Annotated in this window: 28 protein-coding genes, 2 rRNA genes and 1 riboswitch (1 of these 31 cut by a window edge); of the genes, 2 read left to right on the top strand and 28 right to left on the bottom strand. The window is 55.4% G+C overall.

Annotated features, from left to right (window positions below; genetic code table 11):
* Nucleotides 1-45: 45 nt before the first annotated feature.
* The 16 genes from AC06G8_RS00205 to AC06G8_RS00130 all read right to left on the bottom strand — a co-directional run bounded on the left by AC06G8_RS00205 (nt 46) and on the right by AC06G8_RS00130 (nt 13,597).
* Entirely contained in the window at nt 46-279 is a 234-nt protein-coding gene (locus tag AC06G8_RS00205; protein WP_447665376.1) for an anti-sigma-F factor Fin, read from the bottom strand.
* 149 nt (nt 280-428) lie between these two features.
* On the bottom strand, nt 429-989 hold the full coding sequence (pth, locus tag AC06G8_RS00200; RefSeq protein WP_480284069.1) for an aminoacyl-tRNA hydrolase: 561 nt from the start codon (nt 987-989) through the stop codon (nt 429-431).
* A gap of 176 nt (nt 990-1,165) precedes the next feature.
* A complete protein-coding gene (locus AC06G8_RS00195) occupies nt 1,166-1,810 on the bottom strand; it encodes a 50S ribosomal protein L25/general stress protein Ctc (RefSeq protein ID WP_447665378.1) in 645 nt (214 codons plus the stop codon).
* 202 nt (nt 1,811-2,012) lie between these two features.
* Nucleotides 2,013-3,413: a bifunctional UDP-N-acetylglucosamine diphosphorylase/glucosamine-1-phosphate N-acetyltransferase GlmU gene (gene glmU, locus AC06G8_RS00190; RefSeq protein WP_480284068.1), complete on the bottom strand. Its 1,401-nt coding sequence runs from the start codon at nt 3,411-3,413 to the stop codon at nt 2,013-2,015.
* Nucleotides 3,414-3,532: 119 nt separating this feature from the next.
* The gene (gene spoVG / locus AC06G8_RS00185; protein WP_020620824.1) at nt 3,533-3,820 is read right to left on the bottom strand and encodes a septation regulator SpoVG; all 288 of its coding nucleotides are present in this window, start codon (nt 3,818-3,820) and stop codon (nt 3,533-3,535) included.
* 126 nt (nt 3,821-3,946) lie between these two features.
* Nucleotides 3,947-4,336, bottom strand: a complete 390-nt coding sequence (locus tag AC06G8_RS00180) for a Rid family detoxifying hydrolase (protein WP_447665380.1) — start codon at nt 4,334-4,336, stop codon at nt 3,947-3,949.
* 14 nt (nt 4,337-4,350) lie between these two features.
* Nucleotides 4,351-5,178 carry a pur operon repressor gene (gene purR, locus AC06G8_RS00175; protein ID WP_447665381.1) on the bottom strand — a complete coding sequence of 276 codons (828 nt, stop codon included), beginning with the start codon at nt 5,176-5,178 and terminating at the stop codon, nt 4,351-4,353.
* 82 nt (nt 5,179-5,260) lie between these two features.
* The gene (gene ispE / locus AC06G8_RS00170) at nt 5,261-6,115 is read right to left on the bottom strand and encodes a 4-(cytidine 5'-diphospho)-2-C-methyl-D-erythritol kinase (protein WP_480284067.1); all 855 of its coding nucleotides are present in this window, start codon (nt 6,113-6,115) and stop codon (nt 5,261-5,263) included.
* A gap of 110 nt (nt 6,116-6,225) precedes the next feature.
* Entirely contained in the window at nt 6,226-6,411 is a 186-nt protein-coding gene (locus AC06G8_RS00165; RefSeq protein WP_480284066.1) for a small, acid-soluble spore protein, alpha/beta type, read from the bottom strand.
* Nucleotides 6,412-6,580: 169 nt separating this feature from the next.
* Entirely contained in the window at nt 6,581-6,853 is a 273-nt protein-coding gene (gene veg / locus AC06G8_RS00160) for a biofilm formation stimulator Veg (protein WP_048749666.1), read from the bottom strand.
* 143 nt (nt 6,854-6,996) lie between these two features.
* A complete protein-coding gene (gene yabG / locus AC06G8_RS00155; protein ID WP_480284065.1) occupies nt 6,997-7,893 on the bottom strand; it encodes a sporulation peptidase YabG in 897 nt (298 codons plus the stop codon).
* Between the two features lie 170 nt (nt 7,894-8,063).
* Nucleotides 8,064-8,936, bottom strand: coding sequence for a 16S rRNA (adenine(1518)-N(6)/adenine(1519)-N(6))-dimethyltransferase RsmA (gene rsmA, locus AC06G8_RS00150; protein ID WP_480284064.1), 873 nt, complete (start codon nt 8,934-8,936; stop codon nt 8,064-8,066).
* Entirely contained in the window at nt 8,917-9,480 is a 564-nt protein-coding gene (rnmV, locus tag AC06G8_RS00145; RefSeq protein WP_480284063.1) for a ribonuclease M5, read from the bottom strand. The genes rsmA and rnmV overlap by 20 nt, the downstream gene beginning before the upstream one ends.
* A 216-nt stretch (nt 9,481-9,696) precedes the next feature.
* Nucleotides 9,697-10,848 carry a G5 domain-containing protein gene (locus tag AC06G8_RS00140; protein ID WP_447665387.1) on the bottom strand — a complete coding sequence of 384 codons (1,152 nt, stop codon included), beginning with the start codon at nt 10,846-10,848 and terminating at the stop codon, nt 9,697-9,699.
* A gap of 241 nt (nt 10,849-11,089) precedes the next feature.
* A riboswitch (cyclic di-AMP (ydaO/yuaA leader) is annotated at nt 11,090-11,313 on the bottom strand.
* A gap of 181 nt (nt 11,314-11,494) precedes the next feature.
* Nucleotides 11,495-12,268: a TatD family hydrolase gene (locus AC06G8_RS00135; RefSeq protein WP_480284062.1), complete on the bottom strand. Its 774-nt coding sequence runs from the start codon at nt 12,266-12,268 to the stop codon at nt 11,495-11,497.
* Nucleotides 12,269-12,292: 24 nt separating this feature from the next.
* Nucleotides 12,293-13,597, bottom strand: coding sequence for an HD domain-containing protein (locus AC06G8_RS00130; RefSeq protein ID WP_480284061.1), 1,305 nt, complete (start codon nt 13,595-13,597; stop codon nt 12,293-12,295).
* 261 nt (nt 13,598-13,858) lie between these two features.
* Here AC06G8_RS00130 and AC06G8_RS00125 point away from each other — a divergent pair, with 261 nt between their 5' ends.
* Entirely contained in the window at nt 13,859-14,113 is a 255-nt protein-coding gene (locus tag AC06G8_RS00125) for an AbrB/MazE/SpoVT family DNA-binding domain-containing protein (RefSeq protein WP_048746960.1), read from the top strand.
* Between the two features lie 206 nt (nt 14,114-14,319).
* Here the strand turns inward: AC06G8_RS00125 and rsmI are convergent, their stop codons facing one another.
* From rsmI to AC06G8_RS00075, 10 genes are all read right to left on the bottom strand, one after another.
* Nucleotides 14,320-15,192 carry a 16S rRNA (cytidine(1402)-2'-O)-methyltransferase gene (gene rsmI / locus AC06G8_RS00120; protein ID WP_480284060.1) on the bottom strand — a complete coding sequence of 291 codons (873 nt, stop codon included), beginning with the start codon at nt 15,190-15,192 and terminating at the stop codon, nt 14,320-14,322.
* The gene (locus AC06G8_RS00115) at nt 15,170-15,946 is read right to left on the bottom strand and encodes a tRNA1(Val) (adenine(37)-N6)-methyltransferase (protein ID WP_447665398.1); all 777 of its coding nucleotides are present in this window, start codon (nt 15,944-15,946) and stop codon (nt 15,170-15,172) included. The genes rsmI and AC06G8_RS00115 overlap by 23 nt, the downstream gene beginning before the upstream one ends.
* 95 nt (nt 15,947-16,041) lie before the next feature.
* Nucleotides 16,042-16,443 (bottom strand): initiation-control protein YabA, encoded by a 402-nt coding sequence (locus AC06G8_RS00110; protein WP_447665399.1) that lies wholly within the window; start codon nt 16,441-16,443, stop codon nt 16,042-16,044.
* A gap of 45 nt (nt 16,444-16,488) precedes the next feature.
* The gene (locus AC06G8_RS00105) at nt 16,489-17,292 is read right to left on the bottom strand and encodes a PSP1 domain-containing protein (RefSeq protein WP_447665391.1); all 804 of its coding nucleotides are present in this window, start codon (nt 17,290-17,292) and stop codon (nt 16,489-16,491) included.
* 4 nt (nt 17,293-17,296) lie between these two features.
* Nucleotides 17,297-18,277, bottom strand: coding sequence for a DNA polymerase III subunit delta' (gene holB / locus AC06G8_RS00100; RefSeq protein ID WP_021878484.1), 981 nt, complete (start codon nt 18,275-18,277; stop codon nt 17,297-17,299).
* An 18-nt stretch (nt 18,278-18,295) separates the two neighbouring features.
* The gene (locus AC06G8_RS00095; protein WP_447665392.1) at nt 18,296-18,739 is read right to left on the bottom strand and encodes a YaaR family protein; all 444 of its coding nucleotides are present in this window, start codon (nt 18,737-18,739) and stop codon (nt 18,296-18,298) included.
* 30 nt (nt 18,740-18,769) lie between these two features.
* Nucleotides 18,770-19,099: a cyclic-di-AMP receptor gene (locus tag AC06G8_RS00090; RefSeq protein ID WP_048745308.1), complete on the bottom strand. Its 330-nt coding sequence runs from the start codon at nt 19,097-19,099 to the stop codon at nt 18,770-18,772.
* A 60-nt stretch (nt 19,100-19,159) separates the two neighbouring features.
* Nucleotides 19,160-19,780 carry a dTMP kinase gene (gene tmk / locus AC06G8_RS00085; protein ID WP_480284059.1) on the bottom strand — a complete coding sequence of 207 codons (621 nt, stop codon included), beginning with the start codon at nt 19,778-19,780 and terminating at the stop codon, nt 19,160-19,162.
* A gap of 194 nt (nt 19,781-19,974) precedes the next feature.
* Nucleotides 19,975-21,498 carry an aminotransferase class I/II-fold pyridoxal phosphate-dependent enzyme gene (locus AC06G8_RS00080; protein ID WP_480284058.1) on the bottom strand — a complete coding sequence of 508 codons (1,524 nt, stop codon included), beginning with the start codon at nt 21,496-21,498 and terminating at the stop codon, nt 19,975-19,977.
* 86 nt (nt 21,499-21,584) lie between these two features.
* Entirely contained in the window at nt 21,585-21,776 is a 192-nt protein-coding gene (locus AC06G8_RS00075) for a sigma factor G inhibitor Gin (RefSeq protein WP_480284057.1), read from the bottom strand.
* Between the two features lie 198 nt (nt 21,777-21,974).
* Between AC06G8_RS00075 and AC06G8_RS00070 the strand changes: the two genes are divergently transcribed.
* Entirely contained in the window at nt 21,975-22,514 is a 540-nt protein-coding gene (locus AC06G8_RS00070; RefSeq protein WP_480284056.1) for a transposase, read from the top strand.
* A 148-nt stretch (nt 22,515-22,662) separates the two neighbouring features.
* Here the strand turns inward: AC06G8_RS00070 and rrf are convergent.
* Nucleotides 22,663-22,779, bottom strand: a 5S ribosomal RNA gene (gene rrf / locus AC06G8_RS00065).
* 89 nt (nt 22,780-22,868) lie between these two features.
* Nucleotides 22,869-24,676, bottom strand: a 23S ribosomal RNA gene (locus tag AC06G8_RS00060) (it continues 1,121 nt past the right edge of the window).

Here is a 24,676-nt window from a genome sequence, read left to right as displayed (position 1 = left end):
TCTTGCTATACGCGAAGCGCGAAAATCTGCTTATCGTCCATCATGCTACTGCAGCGGGCTTGATACCAGCAGCAGTTCCGGATTCCGGGCGACGGCCTCGCTGCAATACTCGCAGACAACCTTTACCACCATATCGCCATCCGGGTTATACGCTATTATATCGCTGCGTTCTTCGAGGGTCAAGAAATGCAGGCCGAGCCTATTCTCCGTAATTCCTTGCAAGCTGGAGATCGAGCCGAGCGGCGTCCGGCAGTGCCGGCATTCATAATGGATTGCCATGTGGGGCCTCCTGTCCAACATATCGTTGACTACAGTATGCCCACTTTCTGGTTTTCTAACTCCTGTCCGGCAGGCGGCAGCGATCTTCCTGTTCTATGCCGCTCTATTTAGGCGGCTCCGCAATGATCATTGCAACCGTTGGCTTGCCGTCAAGCGTTGAACTTGCCCATCGTATCGTCGAACGGATGATCCAGCGCGTACTCCGCCGCATCGCATGCCTTGTCGATCATCGCCTGCACAGCATCCCGGTCTGCCTTCGGGAAATTCGAGAGCACGTAATCGGCGATGATCATGCCGTTCGTCGGGCGCGACACTCCCATGCGGATCCGGTTGAAATTCTGTGTGCCCATATGCTGGATGATGGATTTGATGCCGTTGTGGCCGCCCGGCCCTCCTTGATAGCGCAGGCGGATCTTGCCCGTCTCCGTATCCATGTCGTCATAGACGACGATGAGGTCTTCCAGCTTGGCTCCAAAATAATCCATATAGGCCCGCATCGACTCGCCGGACAGGTTCATATATGTCATCGGCTTGATCAGGACGACCTTCTCCGCTCCCACGCGTCCTTCGCCGATCAGCGCCTTGCATTTGCTCGTATTGACCTTTATATCCCATTTTTTTGCCAGAGCATCCACCACTTTGAAGCCGATATTATGCCGGGTATCCTCATACTGGCTGCCTGGATTCCCCAAGCCGACGATCCATTTCATCTGCTGCCGCACCTTCCTTGTCCTGCCGCTCCTCATGGAGCGCTTCTATCCTGTCACTGTACCATAAAGACCGCTGCTGCGGCTACGAGCAGGCGGTGCGGGCGACAGCCTTCCCTGCAGCAAGAATGGAAACGAAAAAGCGCGCCCGCTGGGGACGCGCCATGGCTGCGGCAGGACTATTCCTCGTCCACCGCGTTGGCATCTTCGGAACGGGCAGCCCCCTTAAAGTCTTCCTTGGCCGCTTCGTCGGCTTCCTCCTCGGAAACTTCCTTCTGCGGAGCAAGGACGGCCACGACGACCTGCTCGGCATCCGACAACGCCGTTACGTTGCCAGGCAGCTTCAGATCGCCGACAAGCAGGTTCTCGCCGACCGCAAGGGAAGAAATATCCGCCTCGATGGATTCTGGAATGTCATTCGGGAGGCATTGAATCTCAAGCTCATGCAAAGACACCGACAGGACGCCGCCTTCGCGGACGCCGGCGGAATCTCCCATAAGGTCGATGCGCACGGTTGTCTTGATTTCCTCATTCATATTGATCTGATGAAGATCGATATGGACCACCTTGCGGGAAAGCGCGTCGCGCTGCACGTCCGTGATCATGACCGGCTGCTTGCCCGCATCCGGAATCGAAAGCTCGATGATCGCGTTCGGATGGGAACGGAGCAGATGCATGATTTCCTTTTCATCCAGGGAAATAACCGATGAAGATTCCAATTTCTTGCCATATACAACCGCAGGCACCTTTCCCTCCTTGCGGAGCTGGCGCAGGCTTCCTTTGGAAGCGTTCGTGCGGGTCTGTGCTTGCATCGTAATTGCCATAATCGATTTTCCTCCTCTATAGGTCATACACCTGTGGACATATTGTCCGACTTTCCCTAACTATACCCATCCGGGCGCTCGTTTAAACACCTGGCGGGCTTGCGGCGTATCTCCGGCCGCTTCCTTTTGGAGTGCTTCTCTCTTTCCCGAGACAGCAAAAACCCCCCGATCCGCTATAGAGGATCAGGGGGAATGGCAAAGGCTATTCCGTTTTGCTGCGTTCCTTTTTCGCCTTGGCTCTCGAGCGGATCTTGTCCGCATAGCCCGGCTTGTTCACCTGGCGCTCTCGGGCGATGGCGAGATCGCCTCCCGGCACGTCATGCGTGACGGTGGAGCCGGCTACGACATAAGCTCCATCTCCGATATGGACCGGAGCGATGAGATTGACGTTGCTGCCGATGAAGGCTTCGTCGCCGATGACCGTCTTCGACTTGTTGAAGCCGTCATAGTTGACCGTGATGGCGCCGCAGCCGATATTGACCCCGCGGCCTACTTCCGCATCGCCCACGTAGCTCAGATGGGATACTTTGCTGTCATCTCCGAGCACGGCGTTTTTCAGCTCCACGAAGTCGCCGATCTTGCAATCCTTGCCGAGCTTGGAGCCCGGCCGCAGATTGGCGTAAGGGCCGATCGAGCTGCCGGCGCCCGCTTCGGACTGATCGATCGTGGAATAGCGGACGGTGACGCCGTCTCCGATGACGGAGTCCGCGATATCCGCCGACGGGCCGATGATGCAGTCCTCTCCGATGACTGTGGAGCCCCTCAGAACGGTGCCGGGGTAGAGAACCGTATCGGCTCCGATCTTCACATCCGCTTCGATATAGGCGCTGCCCGTATCGATGACCGTGACGCCGTTCACTTGATGGCGGCGCACGATGCGCTGGCGCATGAGGCTTTCCGCCTCTCCGAGCGCGACGCGGTCGTTGATGCCGATCGCCTCGGCCAGATCGCTCGTGCAGTAGGCCTGAACCGTCTCGCCTTCCGAGACGAAAATGCCGATGACATCGGTCAGGTAGTATTCTCCCTGAGCGTTGTCATTGGTGACGCGGGAGAGCGCATCGAACAGCTTGCGGTTGTCGAAGCAGTACGTGCCCGTGTTGATCTCGCGGACAGCGGCTTCGGCAGGGGAGCAGTCCTTCTGCTCCACGATGCGCTCGACCGCGCCTTCGGCGCCGCGGATGACACGGCCGTAGCCGGCCGGATTAGGGAATTCGGCCGTCAGCACCGTTGCCGCCGCGCCGCTTGTCCGATGAAGCTCGATCATCGCATCGACCGTCTCGACCGTCACGAGCGGCGTATCCCCGCAGACGACGAGCGTAATGCCTTCCTCTTGCCCGAGCAGCTCCTTGGCTTGAACGACCGCATGTCCGGTGCCGAGCTGCTGCTCCTGCAGCACGAATTCGGCGCGATCTCCCAAATAAGATTGCACGGCTGCAGCTCCGTGGCCGACGACAACGACGGTTCTGGAGCAGGACGCCTGCTCGACCGTATCCACGACATGCCCTACCATCGGCTTGCCGCATACGGGATGCAGCACCTTGTACAGCTTGGATTTCATCCGCTTGCCTTGTCCTGCCGCAAGCACGACCGCCATCACATTCACCGGTTGATTCCCTCCTGTGTTCCCCATTATGTACACTGACTATATCCCATCATAGGGCAAAAAGAAAGGGAGCCCGAGGGGCCCCCCATCCATGCATTTGTCCGAAAGGCCCTAATGATTCAGGCACCTTCTTCGATTGCAACTTCTTCTTCCGTTGCTGCGCGCTCGTACTCGGCGAGTACGGCAGCTTGAATCTTCTCCCGAGTGGTGGAAGAGATCGGGTGGGCAATATCCCGGAATTCCCCATCCGGCGTACGCTTGCTTGGCATTGCGACGAACATTCCATTGTTGCCGTCAATGACGCGAATATCATGAACGACAAATTCATTATCAATGGTGATGGAAGCAATGGCCTTCATACGCCCTTCGGAATTAACGCGGCGGAGTCTGACATCGGTAATCTGCACTTGTGTTCACCACCTTTGCCTATCGAAGACTTGGTGTATAATTCCACATTTCCATGCAGATTCCTTCTTAATTCTGGGAATTGAAACCCGTTTTAAGAAATAAATTTTGGAAAAAAATATAATTCGTTACGATTCGACAGGGATCGAAGCGATCAGTTCGATTTCGACAAGAACATCCTTCGGAAGGCGTGCGACTTCTACGGCCGAACGGGCCGGCTTGTGCTCTCCGAAGTAGGAAGCATAGATCTCGTTGACCGCCGCGAACTGGTTCATGTCCTTCAGAAAGACGGTCGCCTTGATCACATTGCCGAGCGACGAGCCGCCTGCTGCAAGCACGGCTTGCAGATTGCGGAATACTTGATGGGCTTGTTCCTGGATGCCGCCTTCGATCAGGGATCCGTCCTCAAGCAGCGGAATCTGGCCCGATGTGAACAGAAGGCTGCCGAACTGGACCGCGTGGGAGTAGGGGCCGATCGCGGCAGGAGCGCCGGCGGCTGTAATCGGTTGGACATTCATGGATAAGTAGCCTCCTAGGAAGTGAAATAGTTGCCTGGAACGACGGTCGTCTGCTTCGTCTTCATATCCACGGCCGTCAGCTTGGCCAGAGACACGTAATCCTCGAGAAGCCGCTCCTCGGTCCCGACCTCTCCGGATTCGACGAACACGCCGACGCCGGCGACGGTCGCGTTGAATTCATGCAGCAGGTCCATCATGCCCTGCACGGTTCCTCCCGCCTTCATGAAGTCGTCGATGATCAGGACGCGGGACTGCTCCTTGAGCGCGCGGCGGGCCAGCGACATCGTCTGGATCCGCTTATTGGAGCCGGATACGTAGTTGATGCTGACGGCAGAGCCCTCCGTCACCTTGTTGTCGCGCCTGACGATGACGACGGGAAGATTGAGGCAGCTCGCGGTAGCGTAAGCGAGCGGAATCCCCTTGGTCTCAACCGTCATGATGACGTCGATGCGGCGGTCCGCGAAAGCGGTCGCAAAAATCCGGCCGACATCGGCGAGCAGTCCGGGCTGCCCGAGCATATCCGTCATGTACAGATAGCCGCCCGGCAGCACACGCTCCGGAAGCTCAAGCTCGCGGCATACGCCCCGGATGATCTCCATCGCCGGCTCCTGCGGCATGCGCGGGATATAGCGCACTCCGCCCGCCGCTCCAGCCAGCGTCTGGAGCTGGCCGATGCCTTCCTCTTCGAATACTTCCTTGATGATAGCCAGATCCTCGCTGATGGAGGATTTGGCAGACTGATATCGATCAGCAAAAGCTGTAAGAGATATTAACGTATGGGGGCGGGATAATAGATATTGGGTCATCTCGACCAGTCTTGCGCTTCGCTTTAATTTCTTCATTGGGAATCCCCCTGGCTAAATCCGAATATTATAAAGACAATATACCATCTTTATACGGATTCAATCAAGGTTGATGTCCATTCTATGTCAGCATTCTTACCACATAGACTTCCTTGCAAAATCCTCGGAGTCCATTGTAGATTCTGGCGAGCTTGGATTCCTTGGTTACGAGGCCGAATACCGTCGGGCCGCTGCCCGACATCAGCACGCCGTCCGCTCCGAGGCGCTGCATGCTTTCCTTGAGCTGCGCGACTTCCGGATATAGGGACAAGGTGACGTCCTCCAGCACATTGCCCATCTCCTCGCAGACCCCCTGGAACGATCCCGTGCGGATTGCCTCCATCATGCCGCTGAGCGAAGGATGGCCCGGCATGTTGTCGGCACGAAAACGTCCGTAGACATCGGCGGTCGACACGTTGATGGGAGGCTTCGCCAGCACGACCCAGCAGGAAGGCGGGTTGTCGATGCGCTGCAGGATCTCTCCGCGTCCCGTGGCAAGGGCCGTTCCTCCCGTGACGCAGAACGGCACGTCGGAGCCGAGCTCCGCTCCGAGCTTGCACAGCTCCTCATCCGGAATGCCGAGCTTCCACAAGCGGTTCAGTCCTCGAAGCGCCGCGGCGGCATCGCTGCTTCCCCCTGCGAGTCCGGCGGCGACCGGAATCTTCTTGTCCAGATGGATATACACGCCTTTGCGCACATCGTAGCGCTCCTTGATGAGACGCGCGGCTTGGAAGGCCAGATTCTTCTCGTCCAGCGGTATGTAGCCCGCCTGGCTGGAAATGATGATTGTGTCTCTCTGAAGCTCTTCCATCTCCAAGCGATCCGACAGATCTACCATGGTCATGATCATTTCAACCTCGTGGTAGCCGTCCGCACGCTTGCGCAGCACGTCAAGCAGCAGATTGATTTTGGCCGGGGCCTTCTCGTAGACTTTCATATGTCGTCACCCGTTCGTTAGATAAACTGGATTTATTATACCATCCGAACGGATAAAAGCGAAAGCGGCCCCCTGCGCGGGAAGCCGCGCCGGAAGCCGCTTGTTATGCTCTAACGCTGGTTCTGGCGTGCTGCGGCCTGCTCGGCCATCTGAATGGCGCGCTTGACCATATTCCCCGCGTCCTTGGCTTTGATGCCGCCCCATCCTTCTTCCTGGACCGTGTCGTAAAAGCCAAGATCCTTGGCGAGCTCCACCTTCAGCTGATCGGACATCATGCTGCGTCTTCTGCGGCTCATGCGTAGCCTCCTTGCCCTGCGGCTGTATTGGGCGTCCATCGGCGACAGCCCTTCCTGTAGTATGAGAGCGGACTCCCGCTTATATGCGGTCCCCGAAAGCAAGCATAAAAAAAGCACGACAGCCGGCAGCGGTCGCGCGAAGTTCCCCGGTTAAGCATATATGGGACGATCAGTGAACGGGATTGATCCGAACTTGGCCCTCGTCGTTGCAGACGGTGACCTCGACGGAATCCGTCAGAATGTCCGCGTAACTATAGGACACACGCTTGAAAGCATGCTGATCCTGATCCAGCTTGACAATGAAAACAGATGGGTAGGTTTCTTCCAAAACACCGGAACGTTCAACCGTCTTGCGCCGGCCTCCGTTAGCCCGCAGCATGATTTTGGCTCCAACATGTGCTTCCATGCTGCGCTTGATCTCAGACAAAGCATTTCTAGCCATTGGCAACTACCACCTCTTTCCTTGTCCATTATAGCCCAAGGGAGGAGGCGTTGTCAAATAAACGAAAATTATATCATCGGTCTAACTTTAGTGTCAATGAAAATTTTTTGACTTCGTTTTCAAGATGAATAAGGATTTACAGCTTACGCATAATAAGGGTTTGGCTTCACATTTGCAATCGTCTGCGGTTTCGGAAGACCGACCCTGTAGCGTCCCATCGTCTCGATTCCGCCCACCCCTTCGATTCCCGAAATCGTGCCGTGAATGACATCCGGCAGGTTGATCGGCTCCCGAATCGAGGTGTAGCTTGCCTTGATTGCGATATAGACCGGATCGAGCGCATGGATGAGGATGCGTCCCGGCGAGCTGGCGAAATTGGCTCCGGACTGCAGCAGCGCCTCATAATGGGACTGGCACGCCCCTGCGACCACGATCAGATTGTCGCGGTTCTTGTCATACTCCCGGGCCACATGAACCGCGTTGACGAAGTTCTGGGAGTTCTTATAACTGCCTATGCTGTAGAGATCGCCACTAGGGCGGTTCTTGAGCAGGCCGTCATGGCCGGTAATGACGACGACATCCGGCTTCACCTGCGGCAGCAGATGGTACAGCAGATCCGCCATCTGCGCTTCGCCGACATGAAGGCCTTGAGCCGGCACCTTCATCTGATTGTACAGCTGCATGCTTTTGCGCATATAATTGGCGTCGCCGTCCAGATGCAGAACTTTGCCTGGCAGGTCGAAATATGCTTGTGCGGAAGCATTGGAGTCTCCGGGACGGAAGTCCATCTCGTGATGGACGGACTGATCGATCAGCTCTTGGCTCATCCGCTGGTTGGACGCCTTCACCTTGCTTCGGACCGACTTCGTGACGCTCAGCTCCTCCGGATCGCCCACCTTCGTCAGGTCGCCGAGCGGCGCGTCGGCGAGCAGACGGTACTCCGCTCCCTTCAAAATGGCGGTATCCCCGCGGACAGCTTCAATGCGGAACAATACATCCCCGCCGTAGGAGCGCCGAACGACAAAATCCCCTTCATTCATTAGGCCCATCACCTCTGCCTTATGGTATGGGCATAGGCCGCCGGAGGTGACAACGGGTTTTCGGCGCTGCGTCTCTGGCGCGGCTCCCAATACAAAAAGCCCTCCATGACAGAATCCGAACGGATCCTCATGAAGAGCTTCGCTTAGCCGGAGCAACGCTGCCGGGTCTGTCAGCCCTTTAGGCCATGCGCTTCAAGCGCAGCCGTCAGAGAGGCATATTCCTGCAGCGACAGCGTCTCGCCGCGCCGCACGGGATCGATTCCCGTCGATTCGAGGATGCGGGTAAGCTCTTCCCGCTTGTCCTTGCCCAGCCAGGAGGACAGATTGTTGTGGATCGTCTTGCGGCGCTGCGCGAAGCAGGCTTGAACCGTGCGGAAGAAGAAATCTTCGTCCGCCACGTCCACGGCAGGCTTGTCCCGCATCGCCAGCTTGATGACGGCCGAGTCGACGTTCGGCTGCGGAATGAATACCGTATGAGGTACGATGCAGACAAGCTCCGGCACCGCGTAATACTGGACTGCCACGCTGAGGCTGCCATAGGCTTTCGTGCCGGGCTTGGCCGCCATCCGCTCGGCGACTTCCTTCTGGATCATCACCACGATGTTCTCCAGCGGCAGCCGCTCCTCCAGAAGCTTCATCAGGATCGGAGTCGTCACGTAATAAGGCAGATTGGCCACGACGCTGACACCGCTCACCTCGCCGAACTGCTCCTTGAACAGCGCCTGCAGGTCGATCTCCAGCACGTCGCCGTGAACGATATGCACATTCTCGTCGGCTTCCAGCACTTCCTGAAGAATCGGGATCAGCCGCCGGTCGATCTCGACCGCTGCCACCTTGCCCGCTTCCCTTGCCAGCTGCTGGGTCAACGCGCCGATGCCGGGACCGATCTCCAGCGCCCCTTTGGTGGGGTCCAGTCCGGCCGCGGTTACGATCTTGTTCAGAATATTGGGGTCGATCAGGAAGTTCTGCCCCAGGCTCTTCTTGAAGGAGAAACCATGCCTCTCGATGATTTCCTTCGTTCTTCTAGGTGTCGCTACGTCCATGGGCGATCTCCTCCTCCATCTGCCGCAAGGCTTGTCCGAATTCTTCCTTCGTGATCTGAAAGCTGGCGCAGCGCTTCAGGAACTGCTTGCCGTTGCAATAGCCGATGCCCAGCCGGTTGCCCATGAGCAAGCGCCGCCGGGCCGCATCGCTATGCACCAGCAGACCCGCTTCCAGCAGATCACCGTTTGAGATTTCCGCCTTCTCTGGATCTCCCTCCGTCCGAACGGACGCCAGAGCCCTCCTGACCGCTTCGGGAGAAGCGTTCTCCACTCCGATGTCGCCTTTGTACAGGGCGTCCTCCTGCGGCAGAAAAGCATGCTTGCAGCCAGGCACCCGCTGCGAGACGATTTTGCGTATTCTCTCTCCTGCATGGTCGGGATCGGTGAAGATGATGACTCCCCGACGCTGCATGGCGAGCTCGATCCGGCGCAGCACTTCCTCGCCGATCGCCGAGCCGTTCGTTTCGATCGTGTCGGCTTCCACGGCGCGCCGAATCGCTGCCGTGTCGTCCTTGCCCTCCACGACGATAATTTCTTTGATCAAGGCCTTGTCTCCTTTAATTCAATACGCGTTTGAGGGGTATAAAAAGAAAAAGAGGCTTGAGCCTCTTGAATGACAGCCAGGTCCGAATCCGGACTGCGGCCGGAAAAGGACAGCAGTGGTACTAGCATGGGCCAAAAAAGCCCTCTCTACTCTCCTCATGCCCGGTAAACGTCCAAAACGGGACCGCCTCGTAGAGGCGGACCCGTATCGCTTGAATCAGCTCAGCTTCGGCTTGGTTGGACCCAGCACGTATACGGTGTATCCGCGCTTCTTGCCGAACTGCCTCGCGTAAGATTCACTCTCGTAGAACACGTCGATCTTCTTGCCGTTGATCGCGCTCCCCGTATCTTCTGCACGACGGAAGCCGATTCCTTCTATATATACCCACCATCCCAACGGGATGACATCCGGGTCGACTGCAATGGTACGGCCTTCCGATACTTTTGCTCCGGAAGCAGTGATGCCGTAGCCGGCATCGCCTTTGGATTTGCCCGTAGAGGCCAAGCCGGCGGTATAAGCCGTCAGGGTTACGTTGTTCAGCACTTTCTTGGCTTTGAGCGATAGGCCCGATTTGGTGACGGATTGCGATGCCGAAGACGCCGCGCTGAGAGCGACTGCTTTAGGCTTCGGCTTTTCCTTGGTGCCGACCGCAACGATCTTGTTCACGGCGGGCTGTTCCATCGATTTGGCGAGCAGCGTCATGGATACCATCTTGCCATCCTGGTATACCTTTTCGAAGGTTTTGACCAATTGGCCATTTTGGCCGGCCTTCACCATTTTTAGCTGCCCCTTTTCCAAGGTAGCATCCTCTTTGCGGATGACGGTGAAAGGAATATCGTGCTTTGTCGTGGTCGTATGCTTGTCGATTCGCAGCACCCGAATCGTCATGTTCGGTTTCAGCTGCGAGGAGGTGTCAGGGAAAATTTTGTCTTGCTCGCGAATCGGAATATTGGACTCTCCGATCGCGGCCTTCACGGTTTTTTCGGTCGTGTACACCGTCGTAGTCTTTCCGTCAGCCATAATCGTCACCGGCACAGCCTGATCGACAATGATCCGGTCCCCATCCTTGAGCGCCGCGCTCAGCGGAACTGAAATCTGGTCGTGCGGTCCGACAGTTATAGCTTGTTCATCCAGTAGGTGCTGCAGGACATCCTGCTTCGTGCTCAGGATCGTTTCCTGTCCGTTCAACACTACGGAGACGTTCTTCTCAGACGTTCCGTGCAACAACACCAAAAACATGAAAGTCATCGCGATTGAGATAATTAAGCTCAGTAGGATCAAACGCAGGTTTTCATGCTTCCATCGCCATTGGAAAGACTTGCTGGATGATCGTTGTACATGGGTGTCCTTAAAGGGAATTGCGCCCACTTCTTCGGTCCTCCTTACATAGCCCCGCCGCCTCGTGTTACGCATGACTATTTAAGACGCGACTATTAGGTTTTGTACGTGCCGAGCAGCACGCCTATCAACCTCTTGCTTCACCTCCACGGTTAACCCTATGTCGACGGTTTACGCAATATTCAAACAAAAAGAAGCCGTCGACAGAGGATCTGTATCGTGGCTTCCCGGGTTGGTCACGCTGAACACATGGAAAGTGGAGCACGAGGTTGATCTCTCTTATATGCGCTTACGAGGTTAGCTGACGGGTTCGGACAAGAGAGCTGCCCTATTCGCCTACTTGGCCTGCTCAAGGCCTTTTGGCAAAATTCACCCCTGGAAAAGGTCAGTTCGTCCATCCAGTCCGCTCCGGAATATCATGTCATCCGGGACTGCATGGAATCGCTGCTTGGTTCCCCCGCTCTCCCTTGTGGGGAGATTAAGCGAATGAATACAAAACTGCATCACTCAAAGCTCTGAGTTGAATCATACAGTTTTGGTCAACCGATTGTAAAGAAGAGATAAAAGACTCTTTCAGCCAAATTAGAGGAAAATCCGGCCGTTTTTGGCGGTTTGATGGAGCGAAAATATAATTTTTCTCAACCAAGCACCTTTTTACAAGCTTTTTCGCCCGATTTTAAGAAAGCTGGAAACATTTTCTTGCATTTGCGGATGTGATGGAAACGATCTCATTCACATTTTTACCTTTTATTTCCGCCGCTGTCTCGGCAACCAATGCCACGAATGCGGACTCATTCCGCTTCCCTCGATGAGGATGAGGAGCCAGATATGGGGAGTCCGTTTCGATCAGCAGACGGTCCAGTGGAACCTGCGCAAGAACTTCTTTCGGCACCCTGGCATTCTTGAATGTCACCGGCCCGCCGAACGAAATATAGAAGTTCATGTCCAGACACTGCTTGGCGGTCTCCCAGCTGCCGGAGAAGCAGTGCATGATGCCTCCGACCTCAGCCGCCTTCTCTTCCCGAAGAATGCGGACGACATCCTCATGGGCATCGCGGTTATGAATGACGATCGGCTTGCCCGTACGCTTCGCGATGCGGATCTGCTCCCGGAATACTTGCTGCTGGACATCCTTGGGAGCGGTATCCCAATAATAGTCCAGTCCGATTTCCCCGATAGCGACGACCTTTGGATGCGCCATCAGCGCCTCCACCCGTTCGAGGTCCCCTTCCCTCACATCGGCGCTGTCCGTCGGATGCCACCCGACAATGGCGTAGATGAACGGATATTTTTCGGCAAGTTCCAGCGTCGTCGGAATCGTCTCGCGGTTGAATCCGACATTGAACATCAGCTCCACGCCCGCGTCGCGGGCGCGCTGGATTACTTCCTCGCGGTCATTGTCGAATTTGGGGGAGTCCAGATGCGTATGCGTGTCAATCAATCCTGCCATGTTTCGACTCCTTTCGAATACGGCCTACAGGCCAAGTCTTTCCCGAATTTCCGGTTCCATGCGATAGCTGAGCAGCGAAGCCGCTTCGGCATCGTAGAAGAGCCGGTATTGGCCGCGGTGCATGCCCGTTATCGACCTCACTACATCGGACTGCGCGGATATTTCCGTCAGCTGCATGGAGCTGTCAAGAAGCAGGATCGGAGGCTTGCCCCGGTTTCCTTCCTCCTGCTTGTCCATTCCCGAACGATACACATGATAGGGAAGATCATAAGGGAAATCAATCTCCAGCTCGTAATCGCGGTCCATTCCAGCGGCGGCCAGCCGTTCGCAGAAAAACTGGGCGTCTGATTCATGTTCGCGGTCGAAGGTTATATATTTGTACAATTTGCGATTAAGGAATCGGGTGCATAATGATGCCAGCAACTTATCCTCCTCTTCGGTCCAAGCGGCAAAAACCGTTTGGACAAGCGATTCGTCCAGCTTCAAATAAGAAACCACATCCAGCTCCTGGTTGAACAGCCGCTTGATCGGCTCGGGAATCCAGGAGAAGGAATAGCCCGAACGGCACAGCTCCTGGGCCCTCAGAAGAATTTTCCTCAGTACGATCTCCGAGCTGCGTGTCACCGGATGGAAATATACCTGCCAATACATCTGATATCGGCTCATCAGATAATCCTCGACCGCATGCATGCCGCTGTCCTTGACGACAATCCTGCCTTGGTGGGGGCGCAGCACGCGGAGAATCCGGTCCAGATCGAACGTACCGTAATTGACCCCGGTAAAGTAGGCATCCCGCAGCAGGTAATCCATGCGGTCCGCATCCATTTGGCTCGACACCAAATTAATGACGATCGGCTTCTCGTAGGTTTTCCGGATAACTGAGGCTACTTTGCCAGGAAATCCAGGCTCGACGGAACGCAGGAGCCGGTTCACTTCCGTATCTCCTTCTATAATAGAGCAGCTCCATTCCTCATGGTCGAATTCCATGATTTCTTCAATGGAATGGGAGAACGGCCCATGCCCGAGATCATGAAGCAAAGCCGCGCAGAGGCTAAGAAGCTTCTCTTCCCTGGGCCAGTCGGGGTATTCGCTGCGTTCGAACTGCGAGATGATGCGGCGCGTCAGCTCATAGACGCCGAGCGAATGGCTGAATCGGCTGTGCTCCGCGCCATGGAAGGTGAGAAACGTGGTGCCAAGCTGGCGGATTCTTCTCAGCCTTTGAAATTCCGGCGTATCGATCAGGTCCCAAATCAGCTGATCCTGAACGTAAATGTACTTGTGGACCGGATCCTTGAACACCTTTTCCTCTTCCAGCTTTGTCATCGTCATCCACCTTTCGTTCAAACTTTCGACAAAATAAACATGCTGTTTGTCGAATAGTGTCGTAATAAGATTTCCAATTTTTCTAGTCTTGTAGTAAGATAACTAGAGATTTAATCCCTTTCCTGTTCTAAAACCTTGAATTTACGTGCTAAAACTAGACTTTTTGATGGTTGACTGATTTGGGAATGGTTGGTATTATTAAAATCATAAAAAGTAGTTTTATGTCGAACGTTGACGAAATAAATCAAGAGAGGCTGGTCGCCCATTATGATGAAATCCACCGGTATCGTTCGGAAAGTTGACGAGCTTGGCCGCGTTGTTATTCCAATCGAGCTGCGCCGTACGCTTGGAATCGGCGAGAAAGACGCTCTGGAAATTTATGTAGACGGAGAACGCATCATGCTCAAGAAATATGAGCCGGCATGCATCTTCTGCGGCAACGCGGAGAACGTCGCATACTTCAAAGGCAAAATCGTCTGCAATTCCTGCCTTTCCGAAATGCCTACCCCTGTGACAAAATAAGCATAATCAGTTATACTTAACTTTAGCAACTTTAACCAAGGTATTTCTAACCTTTTTATACTCCTACCTTGCCTTCCTGAGCTGGCGACAGCCCGGGAAGGTCCTTTTTTTATTCCGGGCCGGTCTCCTGTGCTTCTTCAGCCTCCCGCTCCATTTAAAGTTCGCTTTTTGCGAAACACTGTCACGAGGCTGGCCGACAAGCCGGCTTATTTGCGCATGAGCTCGTTGTAGACATCCCGTTTCTGGAGCCCCCGGTCTGCGGCGGTTTTCCGAATGGCTTCCTTTCTCGGCTCCCCTTGCTCTTCGTACTTGGATGCATGCTCTTCCAGGCTGAGTCCTTCCCACCAGGACGGGCCTTGCTCCGCCGCTTCATCTTCTCCCGCTCCCTCGACAACAAGACAGTATTCCCCGAGCGGCTCGTTCTCCTCCAGCCATTGTTCGCATTCCGAGACGGTTCCCCGAACGGCTTCTTCATGCTTTTTGGTCAGCTCGCGAATCATCGCCATCCTTCGATCGCCGAGCACGGCCCGAATTACAGGCAGCGTTTTCGCTACCCGGTGAGGCGATTCATAGAACAGCAGCGTGCTGTCCAGCCGCTTCAGCCCGAGCAGCCAGTTCTCCAGCGATTTCTTGTCCCGGGGAGGAAAGCCGGCAAACATGAAGCGTTCTGTGGGCAATCCCGAGATGATGAGCGCGGCGAGCGCGGCATTGGCTCCCGGCACGGGTACGACGGGAATGCCCCGTTTCACGGCATCCTTCACCAGATCGGCTCCCGGATCGGATATGGCGGGCATCCCGGCGTCGCTCACGAGCGCGATGCTGCTTCCTTCCTCCAGAAGCCGGATAAGCTCAGGGCCGCTGGCTGCTTTGTTATGCTCATGATAGCTGACGAGGCGGCCGTCGATCTCGAAGCGGCTGAGCAGCTTGCGGGTCTGCCTCGTATCCTCCGCAGCAATCATGGAGACTTCCTTCAGGATGCGGATGGCCCGCATCGTGATATCCTCCAGGTTGCCGATCGGCGTTGCGACCAGATAAAGCGTGCCGCAGCTGTGCTCCTCAAAGCTCTTTTGCCTGTTCATCCGCAGAGCCTCCTTTATGTCCATAGTAAATTTCCATGATTTCCTGACTGTATCGCTCCTTGTCCGCATAGACGATCAGCGGCGGCTGCAGCCTCAGCGAAGGCTTGGCATCACGTACGGCTTCAATCAACACCATATTCGCTTCGGAGCCGGCATGGGGATGTACGAATCGAAGCCGCTTCGGCTCCAGCTTCCAGCGGGTCATCGATGCCAAGATTTCCACGAGACGCCCTGGCCGGTGCACCATACATACTTTGCCGCCGGTACGGACCAGCCTGGCGCAATTCTCGACAATTTCCTCCAAAGTGCCGTGCACTTCATGACGCGCGACCGCATAATGCTCATTGCCGTTCCGGTCTCCCGTAAGAGGAGGCATATAAGGCGGATTGACGGTCACAGCATCATAGCTTCCCCAGCCGAGCTCTCTTGATTTCTCGCGCAGATCTCCCTCTACGATCCGAATCCGCGTTCCCATTCCGTTGATTTCCACGCTGCGGCGAGCCATGTCGGCGAGGCGAGGCTGAATTTCCACGGCATCGATTGAAGCGCGGGTCCTCGTCGTCAGCAGCAGCGGGATGACCCCGTTGCCGGTGCATAGATCCACGATTCGTCCAGAGGGCGGAACTCCGGCAAAATGCGCAAGAAGCACCGCATCCATGGAGAAGCTGAACACTTCCCGGCTCTGGATGATGCGAAGCTCATGTGTAAGCAGATCGTCCAGCCTTTCGCTTGGCTGCAATTCGATATCCAAAATGCTTCCTTTCCCCTTTCCGGCCTCTCCCACTTGGAAGGAACCCAAAAACCTCTGCGACGACAAAGAGGACCCGCTCACGGGTCCCTTGGTCTGCATTATTTATTCAGGAACGACAGGCAGAACAGGCAGTCTCCTTCAGTACGGAGATGACCATAGTACACGTTGCAAATATGGAAGCCTTCGTAATAAAGCCTTGCCAGATTATCGTGTCCTTCTCCAACCGCCTGTGGCAGTTCCTCGGTCAAAGCCCCCGAATCGGAAGCCAGCTGCCGGGCAGGAGCCGATGAACCGGAATGCACCGGCTGCATCGCCTTCTCCGTGTGAGGATTGGTTTCCTTCCTCAACACCTTGCGCAGTTGCCGATTCTCGATCGAGAGCTGTTTGTTCGCCTCCACCAGCTGCTTGACGATTTGTTTGAGCTCGCCTAATTCCTTGTGAAAGCCGCCCATTCTAGTTTCAAGCTCATCCATATGAAGGAAAAGATCTTTATTCTCCAAGAACTCACACCCCAGAGCTTTCATGCATGACGTTCAGGTTCATTTTCATTTTACAACAACATCGTCGATCGGCATTTCTTTCGGTCTTCCGCTGATCTCGAACAGCTGGACGTAGACGCTCTTGGAAGCCGCATTGATGCCGGTAACCCGTCCTTCTCCGAGTGAGGTGACGACGGTCTTGCCGATGGCGGGCATTTCCTCCCGCACGCTTTCGTAGTTATCATGCTCAAATTTCAGGCAGCACATGAGCCTTCCGCATAATCCCGATATTTTCGTCGGGTTCAGCGACAAGCTTTGATCCTTGGCCATCTTGATGGATACGGGATCGAAATCGCCCAGCCAGGAAGAGCAGCACAGAACGCGTCCGCAAGGACCGATGCCTCCGAGCATCTTGGCTTCGTCGCGCACGCCGATCTGTCTGAGCTCGATCCGGGTACGGAATACGCTGGCCAAGTCCTTGACGAGCTCACGGAAGTCGATCCGGCCTTCTGCCGTGAAATAGAAAATGATTTTATTGCGGTCAAACGTGAATTCGACATCCACCAGCTTCATCTTGAGCCCATGCGCGCGGATCTTATCCAGGCAGACCGAGAACGCGTTCTGCGCGGCGCCTCGATTCTCCTCGACGACCTTGGCGTCCTGATCGCTGGCGATGCGAATGACTTTTTTGAGTGGGAGAACTACATCCGATTCGTCTACCTGCTTCTGTCCGACTACGACTTTGCCGTATTCCACACCCCTGGCGGTTTCCACAATAACGTGATGGTCCGTGCCTACGGGATGCTCGACGGGATCAAAGTAATAGATCTTGCCCGCTTTTTTGAAGCGGACACCGACGACATTATACAAGGATTTAACCCTCCTGTAGACGTACCAATAATTGCTCTATGGCGAGCTGGGGAGCCACATTGGCCTTGATCTTCCCCGCTGCCTCCATTGCATGCTCCATGCACGAAACCCAGTAAGCGGCCGGCTTCGTGTACGCATGCTGACTAATCCAATCCAACTGATCTATGAAAACCATCTGTTCAGACCTTCCAGCCTGATAATGAATCATGTCTCTGAACCATAACACCAATAAAGACAGTAGCAGCTGCGAGCTCGAACCCAGATCGGCCTTGATCAGCCTCTGCTGGACGGTCACCATGCCCGCAGTGAATCGGGAAGTGCTCTCCTTGCCTAATTGTATCACTACATTTCGGATTTCTGCAAACCCAATCTGTTCTATTACAGCGCGGCATCCGTCGAGGCCGGAAGCCAAATGGACGGCTGCGCGGACATGCGCGGCAGGATATCCTTCCTGCGCGAGCTGCTCCAGCATCTCCTTGGGCGAATAGGGCAAAAAAGGGACCGGCTGCGTACGGGAGGCAATAGTGGGCAGCACGGCTCCGGCATGCGTCGCGAGCAGAATCGCTACTGTCGGAGAGACAGGCTCTTCAAGGAATTTCAGCAGGCTGTTGGAGGCGGGAGGAGTCATCGATTCCGCTTTCTCCATGATATACACCTTGCGCCGGGAGGGATCCGCTGTCCGATAGGACATCTCCCGCTGCAAGTCGTCAATTTGTCCAAGCTTGATTGAATTGCCATCCGGAGCGATCCGGTGAAGATCAGGCTGATTGCCATGCTCGAACTTGCGGCATTCCAGGCATTCTCCGCAGGCGTCGTCTCCGCCAGCCGTGCAGAACAGAGCCTGGGCAAAGGCAAGAGCCGTCTGCAGCCTGCCCGTGCCTCCCGGCCCGTGGAACAGATAGGCATGAGATACCTTGCCGCTCTGAAGCGCATGCCGCAATATTTGCTTGGCCTTTTCCTGGCCGGGGATTTCCGCAAGTCTCATAGCTGTCCTTTCCTCGCTCTAAAATAACAGGTTGATCAGCAAGCCGCGGATGTCTCCGACGCGCTGCAGCAGCTCCATGCGCCCTTGCTCGCTCAGCAGCAGCTCATCGGCCATGGCGAGCAGGCTCTCGTCAATCTCGTCCAGCAGCTTATGCCGCTTGATCCTGCCGCGCCGGTCCATGCTGCGCACATCCTTGATTCCGACGCCGCGTCGAACGGTCATCTCCAGGAACTGCTTAACCATCGCTTTGTAGGCTTTCAGCTCGCGCATCGTCATCGAGCGGGAGAGACGCTCTCCCTGCTGCTGGATATCCTGCAGCTTCTGCTCCAGCTCTTCTCGGCTTCGGCTTTGGTCCTGATAGCGCATCGCATCGGCGAATGATTTGGACTGCACCGGCTTGCCCGCCGCGCTGTCTCTTGCGCGATCCTGCCCCAGCGGACGCCAGCCCGGATCGATCTTCATCTGCGCACGCTCCTGTCAGGTAGATCTGAATTAGAAATGTTCAAAACGCTCCACCGGCATGACGAATACGGCGGCACCGCCAACCTGAACCTCGACCGGGAACGGGATATACGAATCGGTCGTCCCGCCCATAGGCGACACCGGCGTCACGAGCTGGTCGCGGACCTTGCAGTTGGAACGGATGCAGTGCAGCACTTCATGCACTCGCTCATCCTCGATCCCGATCATGAACGTGGTGTTGCCCGCCTTCAGGAATCCTCCGGTGCTCGCCAGTTTGGTGGCACGGAATCCTTCGCGGACAAGAGCGTTCGACAGACGGTTGCTGTCCTTGTCTTGTACAACGGCAATGACTAGCTTCATCCTCATTCCTCCTATTTGTTTAGATATAAAATTGGACAAAACAGGCCGAATTCCTGCTTGTCACATCGATAAAGCGGCCATCGCGTCGATTAATACCGATTCTGGCGATTGCTCCGCATCGATGCGGACGATCCGCCGCGGGTGCATCTTCAGAAGCTTCAGATATCCGGCGCGCACCTTGGCATGAAAGGACTCCCGTTCCAGATCGAGACGGTTGATTTCCCTTTCTCCCGCCTTGGCGATCCGCCTCAGGCCGATCTCGACCGGCAAATCCAGAAACAGCGTCACATCCGGCATCCAGCCTTCGATCGCAAACCGGTTGATTTCTTCAATGGCGCTCATTCCAAGGCCGCGCGCATATCCCTGATAAGCGAGGCTGCTGTCGATGTAGCGGTCGCAGATGACGGTCATCCCCGCCTCCAGCGCCGGAATGACCTTCTCTGTCAGATGCTGCCTTCTAGCCGCCGCATACAGGAGCGCTTCCGTCCGGCTGTCCATTCCGGTGTGCGTCCGGTCCAGGATGACCTCTCGGATCTTCTCGGCAATAGGAATGCCTCCGGGCTCCCTCGTTGTCAGGACTGCATATCCTTGCTGCTCCAAGCCAGCGGCAAGGGATTGGATCAGCGTCGTCTTGCCCGCGCCTTCCCCGCCTTCTATCGTAATAAACCTTCCTCGCTCCACTTGTAACATGCTCCCTGCTCGGTTTTTACCTATCATACCATGACCGGCGCCGCTTACCTATCGGAATGCTTCTAGAGCCGAGTTTTCCCAGCATGGGAAGACAGTGAGGCGAGCCTAATTCTGCCGCTCATTTCCGGACCGGGAAGGAAAGCAAAGCAGCACCCCTCTCATTCCCAGAGACCAAATAGAGCGGCTCACTCCGAGGAAGGAAGACGGACTGCGATGCAACCCCGGTCCTCATCGCTCATTCCTTGGAATCTGGCTCCCGCCTTCAGCAGCTTCTGCATATGAGCCGCCGTTTCAGGAGTTATCCGCTCTCCCTCATAAACAAGCGGAATTCCCGGCGGGTACGGAATGATTCTCTCAGCGGCAAGCCGGCCTGCCGAATCCTTGATCATCACCTTTTCTTCTTGATCCGGACTCCTCTTGCTTCGCCTCAGCACCACCGGCAGCGAGACAACCTCTGCGCGGCTTTTTTCCGATTCCGGTTGCGGAGAGAGAATGCGTCTGCTGGCGGCTGGCTGGGCCAATCGATTAACGGAGGCGATCTCCTCAAGAGCGGCAATAAGCGCATCGGCATCTTTTGCTCCACTCCTGGCTCCAATGACAAGAACGACATAACGGACATCCGCCATCTCCGGCCAGCAGCCGCGTTTCTCAAGCTCCTTCTGCAGCCTGAACCCGCTTAGACAGCCGCTGGCGTCCTCTAAGACGATTCGGAGAGGATCCAGCCGCAGCTCCTCCTGCTGCAGCTCCCGTTCCAACAACCGGAAGGGATGCAGCGCATTGTGATCCGATGCCCAATCCCGGATTCGCTTCGCGGTCTGTAATCCAGGCTCAAACCAATTCTCGCCATAGATGCCGACCTGGGCGCGGGCAGCGTCCAGCGAGGCCAAGATCGGGAACGACGGCGAAGAGCTTTGAATCATCGTCAGCGCCTGCTTGACGCTTGAACGATCCAGCCTCTCTCCTTGCATATGAAGCATGGCTCCCATCGTAAGGGCAGAGAGTGTCTTGTGCGTGGACTGGACAACTCCGTCAGCCTCTGCCTGGAGCGCTGATCCGGGGAAGGAGGGGTGCAGCCCGTAATGAGCTCCGTGGGCTTCATCCACCAGCAGCACCGCACCGGCCTCATGAATATAATCCGCATAAGGGCGAAGATCGGCCGACAAGCCGTAATAGTTCGGATTCGACAGGAACACGGCTTTGGCCTCCGGATAGAGGGCGAGCCCCTCTTGAATCGTCCGCAAGGAGGGAACCGATCCTATTCCGGTGTGCTCGTTCATTTCTGGAGCCAGGAATACCGCTTTGGCCCCGCTTAACTGAATGCCGTTCAGAACCGATTTGTGGACATTGCGCTGGACGAGGATCAGATCCCCCGGAAGACAGGTTCCGATGATCAGAGCCATATTTCCCGACGTGCTTCCGCCGACCAGGAAGGAGGTTTCCTCTGCCCCGAAGCATTCTGCCGCGAGCAGCTGAGCTTCCAGGATCGCCCCGCTCGGATCATGGAGATCGTCCGTGCTTGCCAGCTCGGTCACATCGATTGCCATGACCATGTCGAGCCACTGCGCATTTCCGGAGTTCTCAGCCCCAGCATGATCAAGAACAGTCTTGCTGCCGGTTCCCCCTTTGTGGCCTGGAACATGGAAGGAGACCGGATTGCGGGCTGTATGGGAGTTCAACATAGCGAGAAGAGGAATATTCGTTTGATTCATAAAAGCTTTCCTTTCGTTTGCATTCATTTCTTCCATTGTAATGAAAAAAGAAGCAAAAAAAAGCTTTCTTCCCGCAGGAAGAAAGCTCAGACATTCTTATGCACCCATATTTGCTTCATCTGATGGACATAAAAGGGGTATTTCTCGTCCTTTACATCCGTCTGAACCATTTCATTCTCGCAACTGCCGCAAATGAATTCCGATACGATATGAAGTCCCTGGTCCTGGGGCTTGAATTGGCCGCATACGATGCATTCACACAAAGCGTCCTCCTGCATAGTCCATCCGCCTTTCTTTCAAGTACAATGATATTATCAGGATCCCCTGAAATCTATTAATCCATACATGTAAATTTCGTATAAACGTCTTCCTACACCATATTCAGCCTGCGTCTGCCGGTGCCTATCCCAATTAAACTGAACCGAGTCCCCGGCTCGACCGATAGTAAAGAAGAGTCCCTAATTAGGAGGAGCAGCATGTTTCAGCCTTTGTCCGAGCAAAAGGAAGCTACGATCTATCAGTACCGGCTTGTCCGCAAGCTGCATTTTTCACCTGCACTGGTCCGCTATCATTGGGCTGTCGGGCTGCTTCTGGCAGTTGCATTGCTTGTCCTGTCTCCGATCAGCAGCGTGGCCGGCTTGGCAGCAGGTATGCTGTTCATACCCCTTCTTCATTTCGCTCTGATCCGGTTGATCGGACTGCGCAGCCATCATGAGTTCAAGTCTCGAAGATGGACCTGGAGATTTGCATTTCCCCTCGTCGGCTATCTTCCCGAGCTCCCTGTCGAGCTGGCTGCCTTCACCCGCCTGCAGATTCATCTGCTCTGGACAGGGCTGTGCTGCATCATGCTGTTCTATCCCTGGCTGCAGCCGGAAACTCTGTCTTCCCTGCTGCTTGTACATTTCTGGCTGCTTGCGCCTCATCTGACCGCCGTTTTCTTTCTCCTGAAAGAAAGAAGGGATGGCGTCGTCAAGCTTCCCTGGGAAGAGCCCTATTATTTGTATTATCACCGATAAGCGTCGGAAAAAGAATCTCTTTTTATTACCCGCACATCCTCCTGCAAAACAATAATCTCCAATTCAAGGGGGATTATTGTCGCATTATGCCATTGAATATCAAAAAAAGCCTGACCGGCGATTGCTCGCGGATCAGGCTTCTCTCTGTGCTTGGCGACGTCCTACTCTCCCAGGACCCTGCGGTCCAAGTACCATCGGCGCTGGAAGGCTTAACGGTCGTGTTCGGGATGGGTACGCGTGGTTCCCTTCCGCCATCGCCACCAAACGTTACGCTTGATTCAAGACGTGGCTTGCGCCTTGAAAACTGGATCGAACGAATATCATGGATGCTGAGTCCATTTGCTTTTCTTACCATAGGATAAGCCCTCGACCGATTAGTATTCGTCAGCTGCACGCATTGCTGCGCTTCCACCCCGAACCTATCAACCTGGTCGTCTACCAGGGGTCTTACATACTGGGAAATCTCATCTTGAGGGGGGCTTCGCGCTTAGATGCTTTCAGCGCTTATCCCGTCCGTACGTAGCTACCCAGCGGTGCTCCTGGCGGAACAACTGGTACACCAGCGGTACGTCCATCCCGGTCCTCTCGTACTAAGGACAGCTCCTCTCAAATTTCCTGCGCCCACGACAGATAGGGACCGAACTGTCTCACGACGTTCTGAACCCAGCTCGCGTACCGCTTTAATGGGCGAACAGCCCAACCCTTGGGACCTACTTCAGCCCCAGGATGCGATGAGCCGACATCGAGGTGCCAAACCTCCCCGTCGATGTGGACTCTTGGGGGAGATAAGCCTGTTATCCCCAGGGTAGCTTTTATCCGTTGAGCGATGGCCCTTCCATTCGGTACCACCGGATCACTAAGCCCGACTTTCGTCCCTGCTCGACTTGTAGGTCTCGCAGTCAAGCTCCCTTATGCCTTTGCACGCTGCGAATGATTTCCAACCATTCTGAGGGAACCTTTGGGCGCCTCCGTTACATTTTAGGAGGCGACCGCCCCAGTCAAACTGCCCGCCTGACACGGTCCCTGTACCGGTTTCACGGTACCAGGTTAGAACTCCGATACGATCAGGGTGGTATCCCAACGGTGCCTCCACCGAAGCTGGCGCTCCGGCTTCTAAGGCTCCCACCTATCCTGTACAGATCGTACCAAAGTCCAATATCAAGCTGCAGTAAAGCTCCATGGGGTCTTTCCGTCTTGTCGCGGGTAACCTGCATCTTCACAGGTATTAAAATTTCACCGGATCTCTCGTTGAGACAGCGCCCAAGTCGTTACGCCATTCGTGCGGGTCAGAATTTACCTGACAAGGAATTTCGCTACCTTAGGACCGTTATAGTTACGGCCGCCGTTTACTGGGGCTTCGGTTCACAGCTTCGGGTTGCCCCTAACCGCTCCCCTTAACCTTCCAGCACCGGGCAGGCGTCAGCCCGTATACTTCGCCTTACGGCTTCGCACAGACCTGTGTTTTTGCTAAACAGTCGCTTGGGCCTTTTCACTGCGGCCCCCTCGGGCTATTCACCCTACCGAGGCACCCCTTCTCCCGAAGTTACGGGGTCATGTTGCCGAGTTCCTTAACGAGAGTTACTCCGCGCGCCTTAGCATGCTCTGCTCGCCTACCTGTGTCGGTTTGCGGTACGGGCACCTTCGCCTGGCTAGAAGCTTTTCTTGGCAGCTGGAGATCATGACCTTCGGTACTAAAGTTTCCCTCCCCATCACAGCCCAGCCTTACGGTTTGCGGATTTGCCAACAAACCAGCCTCACTGCTTGGACGGACACATCCATCGGTCCGCGTCACTACCCTTCTGCGTCACTCCATTGCTCATAACGGCTTGCGGTGGTACAGGAATATCAACCTGTTGTCCTTCGACTACGCCTTTCGGCCTCGCCTTAGGTCCCGACTTACCCTGAGCGGACGAACCTTCCTCAGGAACCCTTAGGCTTACGGCGGATCAGATTCTCACTGATCTTTTCGTTACTCATACCGGCATTCTCACTTGTGTACTGTCCACCAGTCCTTACGGTCTGACTTCAACCTATACACAACGCTCCCCTACCCAAGTACCAAATGGTACATGCCATAGCTTCGGTGGTGTGTTTAGCCCCGTTACATTTTCGGCGCAGAGTCACTCGACCAGTGAGCTATTACGCACTCTTTAAATGGTGGC

The organism is Paenibacillus sp. SJS-P3 (genome assembly GCF_056711585.1).
This window is presented reverse-complemented; position numbering and strand designations above follow the sequence as displayed.

Excerpts from the sequence above, each read along its gene's own strand:
- ispE (WP_480284067.1), bottom strand. The coding sequence starts at position 6,115 with ATGAAAGTCTACGAGAAGGCCCCGGCCAAAATCAATCTGCTGCTTGAC.
- AC06G8_RS00125 (WP_048746960.1), top strand. The coding sequence starts at position 13,859 with ATGATGAAATCCACCGGTATCGTTCGGAAAGTTGACGAGCTTGGCCGC.
- rsmI (WP_480284060.1), bottom strand. The coding sequence starts at position 15,192 with ATGAACAGGCAAAAGAGCTTTGAGGAGCACAGCTGCGGCACGCTTTAT.
- AC06G8_RS00205 (WP_447665376.1), bottom strand. The coding sequence starts at position 279 with ATGGCAATCCATTATGAATGCCGGCACTGCCGGACGCCGCTCGGCTCG.
- AC06G8_RS00135 (WP_480284062.1), bottom strand. The coding sequence starts at position 12,268 with ATGGCAGGATTGATTGACACGCATACGCATCTGGACTCCCCCAAATTC.
- AC06G8_RS00080 (WP_480284058.1), bottom strand. The coding sequence starts at position 21,498 with ATGAATCAAACGAATATTCCTCTTCTCGCTATGTTGAACTCCCATACA.
- yabG (WP_480284065.1), bottom strand. The coding sequence starts at position 7,893 with ATGAATGAAGGGGATTTTGTCGTTCGGCGCTCCTACGGCGGGGATGTA.
- AC06G8_RS00180 (WP_447665380.1), bottom strand. The coding sequence starts at position 4,336 with ATGAATGTCCAACCGATTACAGCCGCCGGCGCTCCTGCCGCGATCGGC.
- pth (WP_480284069.1), bottom strand. The coding sequence starts at position 989 with ATGAAATGGATCGTCGGCTTGGGGAATCCAGGCAGCCAGTATGAGGAT.
- AC06G8_RS00070 (WP_480284056.1), top strand. The coding sequence starts at position 21,975 with ATGTTTCAGCCTTTGTCCGAGCAAAAGGAAGCTACGATCTATCAGTAC.
- AC06G8_RS00090 (WP_048745308.1), bottom strand. The coding sequence starts at position 19,099 with ATGAAGCTAGTCATTGCCGTTGTACAAGACAAGGACAGCAACCGTCTG.
- holB (WP_021878484.1), bottom strand. The coding sequence starts at position 18,277 with ATGAGACTTGCGGAAATCCCCGGCCAGGAAAAGGCCAAGCAAATATTG.
- AC06G8_RS00095 (WP_447665392.1), bottom strand. The coding sequence starts at position 18,739 with ATGAAGATCGATCCGGGCTGGCGTCCGCTGGGGCAGGATCGCGCAAGA.
- purR (WP_447665381.1), bottom strand. The coding sequence starts at position 5,178 with ATGAAGAAATTAAAGCGAAGCGCAAGACTGGTCGAGATGACCCAATAT.
- veg (WP_048749666.1), bottom strand. The coding sequence starts at position 6,853 with ATGGCTAGAAATGCTTTGTCTGAGATCAAGCGCAGCATGGAAGCACAT.
- AC06G8_RS00075 (WP_480284057.1), bottom strand. The coding sequence starts at position 21,776 with ATGCAGGAGGACGCTTTGTGTGAATGCATCGTATGCGGCCAATTCAAG.
- rsmA (WP_480284064.1), bottom strand. The coding sequence starts at position 8,936 with ATGGACGTAGCGACACCTAGAAGAACGAAGGAAATCATCGAGAGGCAT.
- AC06G8_RS00130 (WP_480284061.1), bottom strand. The coding sequence starts at position 13,597 with ATGACGATGACAAAGCTGGAAGAGGAAAAGGTGTTCAAGGATCCGGTC.
- AC06G8_RS00195 (WP_447665378.1), bottom strand. The coding sequence starts at position 1,810 with ATGGCAATTACGATGCAAGCACAGACCCGCACGAACGCTTCCAAAGGA.
- AC06G8_RS00165 (WP_480284066.1), bottom strand. The coding sequence starts at position 6,411 with ATGAGCCGCAGAAGACGCAGCATGATGTCCGATCAGCTGAAGGTGGAG.